We start from the raw sequence: 5105 nt of genomic DNA on the forward strand, positions 1-5105 counted from the left end.
CATCCCGTACTCGCCCGCGACCGGTGAGCCGATCGCCGCGCAGACCGTCAGCCAGATGGTCGACCGCGTCATGGCGCTCCCCGAGGGCACGCGGCTGTACCTGCTCGCCCCCGTCGTCCGCGGCCGCAAGGGCGAGTATCGCAAGGAACTCGCCGAGTGGCAGAAGGCGGGCTTCACCCGCGTCCGCATCGACGGCACGATCCACGACATCGACGAGGCGCCCGCGCTCGACAAGAAGTACAAGCACGACATCGAGGTCGTCGTCGACCGCCTCGTCGTCGGCGGCGAGATCGCCACGCGCCTCGCGGAATCGTTCGAAACCGCGCTGAAGCTCGCCGAGGGCCTCGCCTATGTCGACCCCGCCGACCCGGTCGAGCCGCACACGCCCAAGTCCGAAATCCTCGGCAGCAACGCCCCCGACGGCCGCATCGTCTTCAGCGAGAAGTTCGCCTGCCCGGTCAGCGGCTTCACCATCTCCGAGATCGAGCCGCGCCTCTTCTCGTTCAATGCCCCGCAAGGCGCGTGCCCGGCCTGTGACGGCCTCGGCGAGAAGCTGCTGTTCGACGAGGACCTCGTCGTCCCCAACCACATGCTCAGCATCAAGAAGGGCGCGGTCGTCCCCTGGGCGAAATCCAACCCGCCCTCGCCCTATTACATGCAGGTCCTCGGCAGCCTCGCGCGCGAATACAAGTTCGACATCGAGACCCCCTGGGGCGAGCTCCCCGAGGAGGTCCAGCGCGTCATCCTGCACGGCTCGAAGGGCAAGCCCGTCACGCTCACCTTCATCGACGGCAAGAAGAAATACGACGTCTCCAAGCCGTTCGAGGGTGTCATCGGCAACCTCAACCGCCGCCTGCTCCAGACCGAGAGCGCGTGGATGCGCGAGGAGCTGAACAAATACCAGTCTGCCGCCCCGTGCGAGGTCTGCGCCGGCGCGCGCCTGAAACCCGAGGCGCTCGCGGTCAAGATCGCGATGGAGGACATCAGCTACGCGACGCACCTCTCGGTCGTCGATGCGCTCCAGTTCTTCACCGACATGCCGCAGCACTTGGGCGACCAGCAGAACGCGATCGCCGAGCGCATCCTGAAAGAAATCGTCGAGCGCCTCGGCTTCCTCAACAATGTCGGCCTCGACTATCTCAACCTCGACCGCACCTCGGGAACCCTGAGCGGCGGCGAGAGCCAGCGCATCCGCCTCGCGTCGCAGATCGGCAGCGGGCTGTCGGGCGTGCTCTACGTCCTCGACGAGCCCAGCATCGGCCTGCACCAGCGCGACAACGACATGCTCCTCAAGACGCTGCGCCGTCTGCGCGATCTCGGCAACACCGTGCTCGTCGTCGAGCATGACGAGGACGCGATCCGCACCGCCGATTACATCATCGACATGGGCCCCGGCGCGGGCGTCCGCGGCGGCCAGGTCGTCGCGCAGGGCACGCTGAAACAGATCCTGAAGTCGAAGGGCAGCATCACCGCCGACTATCTCAACGGCACACGCGAAGTGCCGGTGCCCGCCACGCGGCGCAAGGGCAACGGCAAGAAGCTCACCGTCCACAACGCCACCGCGAACAACCTGACGGGCGTCACCGCGAGCATCCCGCTCGGCACCTTCACCTGCGTCACCGGCGTCTCGGGGTCGGGCAAGTCGAGCTTCACGATCGACACGCTCTACGCCGCCGCCGCGCGCGAGCTCAACGGCGCGCGCATCGTCCAGGGCAAGCACGACAAGATCACCGGCCTGCAATATCTCGACAAGGTCATCGACATCGATCAGTCGCCGATCGGCCGCACCCCGCGCAGCAACCCCGCCACCTATACCGGCAGCTTCACGCAGATCCGCGACTGGTTCGCGGGCCTCCCCGAAGCCCAGGCGCGCGGCTACAAGCCCGGCCGGTTCAGCTTCAACGTCAAGGGCGGCCGCTGCGAGGCGTGCCAGGGCGACGGCGTGCTCAAGATCGAGATGCACTTCCTCCCCGACGTCTATGTGCAGTGCGATGTCTGCCACGGCGCGCGCTACAATCGCGAGACGCTCGAGGTGAAGTTCAAGGGCCACAGCATCGCCGACGTGCTCGACATGACCGTCGAGGACGCCGCCGAGTTCTTCAAGGCGGTCCCCCCGATCCGCGACAAGATGGCGATGCTGGTCGAGGTCGGTCTCGGCTACGTCAAGGTCGGCCAGCAGGCGACGACGCTCTCGGGCGGCGAGGCGCAGCGCGTCAAGCTCGCCAAGGAACTCTCGCGCCGCGCGACCGGCAACACGCTCTACATCCTCGACGAGCCCACCACCGGCCTGCATTTCGAGGACGTCCGCAAACTCCTCGAAGTCCTCCACGCGCTCGTCGAGCAGGGCAACACCGTCGTCGTGATCGAGCATAATCTCGACGTCATCAAGACCGCCGACTGGGTCCTCGACCTGGGGCCGGAGGGAGGCGTCAAGGGCGGCGAGATCGTCGCCGAAGGCACGCCGGAAAAGGTTGCCAAGGCCAAGGGCAGCTTCACGGGCAAGTATCTGGCGCCGTTGCTGGAGAAGAAGGTGATCGAACCCGCTAGGTAAAGCGAAGCTTCTAATACAGCCAGAGTGTGGCAGACCGCACGAGTGCGAAGAGTACCGCCACGTGGAGGCGGGGGCTATTCAGCGTCATGACTAGGCCGGCAGCAGGTACTTCTTCGTTCGCTTTGCCGTTTAGGACTTCTTTGTTGGATCATAAGATAAAATTGACTCTATTTCCTCTTTAAGCATTTTCGGGCGACCTTTCATAATATATGTGCACCGCAGCCTTTCGGCCTCGGCAGCAATTTCTGGGTCCCGATGAACTGTATAGACAACGACTTGTCTATTTCTATATCCCGAATTACGAGCCCTCCAGGCAGCGTAGAGCCCCGGATACTTACTGTATAAATCCCCCTTTGATGCGACGTCTGCTGACAGCGGTGGAAAAACGGGTATATTTAGATCGATAATGCTTATCCGATGAGAGTTATTTTGTAGCTCATCTACACCTTGATTTACGTCTGTCTTCATCGTGACGGTAAATCCACCATCTTCAAGGTAGTCGGAAAGCCAAAGAATGTTGTGTGGCTCGTCGTCGATAATAAGTGCCGTCAGACTTGTATCTTCGTCGGTCATGGCCTCATCCTTTGTGATTCAGGAAATGCGTTTGGAAGTCTAATAAGGAACTCAATACGTTCGTCACCTATGAGTTGAACCTCCAGCTTTCCGCCGTGGACCTCTTCAACAATCTTTTTGCAAATGTACATCCCAATGCCCGTGCCCGAGGCAACCACTTGTCGCGCATTGATACCCCTGTATCCCAACTCAAATATTCTTGGTAGTTCGGCTCGATTTAAGGGCCTTTTCATAGTACTTTTAATGGATACAAGTAGATTTCCCGAATCTCTTTGTATCCATTGATTAACGTTTACAGTGGTATTAACTTGACTATACTTTACGCAATTATCAAATATGTTGATATAAACCTGATTTAATAGCTCAAGATGGCCTCGAACCCTGTTTGCAATAAATCTCTCTTCCAAGGATATTCTTATACCCTTTAGCTCGGCATCTTCTTGAAAAAACATAGCAGATCGGATTATCTGTTCAGGAACAAGAATATCTCTTTGTTCATCGGATGTTAGTATTTGAAAACCTTGAGCAAAATATGCCAAATTTCTGATTAGGGAAATGCATTGTTCAAGCTGTGCTCGAGCTGCCCGTAGGCGCTGATCCTTTCTTTTTTCGTCTTTAATCTTGTTCTCAACAATGTTGTCTAATGTTCCTGCTACGCCATTAAGCGGGTTAACAATCTGATGAACAAAGTTTGAAAGAAGAACAAGATCCAACGATGACTCTTCGAGATCTTGTGAGGTTTCTCTACTCATTGTGGATCCCTTGACCTAATCATCACTGATGATGGAGACGTTATAACCTGTTCGATTTCCGACCAAAGGGCAATTTCGGTCAAGGTCGAAGCAGCGCTACCAGAAATTGGTAATCTGGAGTTCTGAGCGTCTACATGTACCCAACCATCATATTCCGATAGCGAAAGCGCGGCGGCGGCAGTTACATGTCGCAAAGTTCCTATGTATGCCTCAATGCCTGCTGCATCAAACGGCATCAGTATCTTGCTTCGAGGAACTACCCAATCCGGTATTGAATGCCAGGGAGTTAAAATGAATGCCGCCCTCTGATAGCGTTCAATATCTTGCGTTCGCTGGAAGACTAGATTGGCGATCGCCGATGCGGCATGAAGCGCAGTTTCCGCTGGATGTTGCGCTATATAACTCGCCTCCGCTGCTTGTGAAAACTTTAACCCATGAAGACTTATCGACTGAAGACTAACTGCCGCACTGGGGGACTCGCTAAGTCCATATCGTGTAGCCACGTTGACGTGAGTTCTCAAACGCGATGCTAGCTGGTATCCTCTCCAAAATCGGATCTGCAAGTGATTATCAGAATTCCATCTAGAAATTTCTGTCTCACACACGGGGGATGGGTTAGATGTGCTGATCATCAGAAGATAATCAGCTTTATGGTTGTTTGCATAAGCAAGCTTTTGAAAGACGGTTGGCCAGTCAATCGACGACGAGTAGCGCTTGCACTCAGCGTACCACCGTTGATTAGTCTCGGCACCACTGGCATCTGTGAGTGTGTAGGAAGCCTCTATATCTCGACCTCCATCTGCACCAGGAGTTCGCCACACCATCGACGAAAATCCAGATACCTGCATTAGGTCATAGGCTAAGTTCTCAAACTCTGCCGGGGAAAGTTCAATTAGCGTCCTGAGTGTCATGTAAAGATGCTAGCAGACCAGCGCACGGGATCAACCGCGTAGCATTCTCATATCAGCAGCGTGGTCACCGCCGCCCGACCGCCGAATTGCACGAAACTCCTTCCTAAAGGTACGGAATGACCGCCCCGGGGGGCTGTCCTACTACCCCCGTTTCAGCATATCTGATCGGTCCTCTCCCCTCGGGATAGGATCAAAACGTGAACAAACGTTCCGACACGCCGCCCCGCGCACCGGTCTTCGCGACGGTCCCCGGCACCGCACGGTGGCGATCGCGATACGCCGCGATCAGCGCGGCATCGTCGTGAAGGTCGAGGAAGA

General features: G+C 57.0%; 4 protein-coding genes. 1 reads left to right on the top strand and 3 read right to left on the bottom strand.

Annotation, left to right across the window (positions count from 1 at the left end; genetic code table 11):
* Positions 1–2551: excinuclease ABC subunit UvrA (uvrA, locus tag sphsw_RS08295; RefSeq protein WP_031440192.1), on the top strand; the 2551-nt coding region annotated here is incomplete at its 5' end.
* A gap of 129 nt (positions 2552–2680) precedes the next feature.
* Here uvrA and sphsw_RS19310 read toward each other — a convergent pair.
* Genes sphsw_RS19310 through sphsw_RS18785 form a run of 3 tightly spaced genes read right to left on the bottom strand, consistent with a single transcriptional unit; the run spans position 2681 to position 4787 of the window.
* Positions 2681–3124, bottom strand: a complete 444-nt coding sequence (locus tag sphsw_RS19310; RefSeq protein ID WP_152555435.1) for a response regulator — start codon at positions 3122–3124, stop codon at positions 2681–2683.
* On the bottom strand, positions 3121–3876 hold the full coding sequence (locus tag sphsw_RS18780) for a sensor histidine kinase (protein WP_081874224.1): 756 nt from the start codon (positions 3874–3876) through the stop codon (positions 3121–3123). Before sphsw_RS18780 ends, sphsw_RS19310 begins: the two co-directional genes overlap by 4 nt.
* Positions 3873–4787, bottom strand: coding sequence for a restriction endonuclease (locus tag sphsw_RS18785; protein ID WP_081874225.1), 915 nt, complete (start codon positions 4785–4787; stop codon positions 3873–3875). The genes sphsw_RS18780 and sphsw_RS18785 overlap by 4 nt, the downstream gene beginning before the upstream one ends.
* Between the last annotated feature and the right edge of the window lie 318 nt (positions 4788–5105).

The sequence above is a fragment of the Sphingomonas sp. FUKUSWIS1 genome, from assembly GCF_000733135.1.
Taxonomy (GTDB): Bacteria; Pseudomonadota; Alphaproteobacteria; order Sphingomonadales; family Sphingomonadaceae; genus Sphingomonas; species Sphingomonas aerolata.

Excerpts from the sequence above, each read along its gene's own strand:
- sphsw_RS19310 (WP_152555435.1), bottom strand. The coding sequence starts at position 3,124 with ATGACCGACGAAGATACAAGTCTGACGGCACTTATTATCGACGACGAG.
- sphsw_RS18780 (WP_081874224.1), bottom strand. The coding sequence starts at position 3,876 with ATGAGTAGAGAAACCTCACAAGATCTCGAAGAGTCATCGTTGGATCTT.
- sphsw_RS18785 (WP_081874225.1), bottom strand. The coding sequence starts at position 4,787 with ATGACACTCAGGACGCTAATTGAACTTTCCCCGGCAGAGTTTGAGAAC.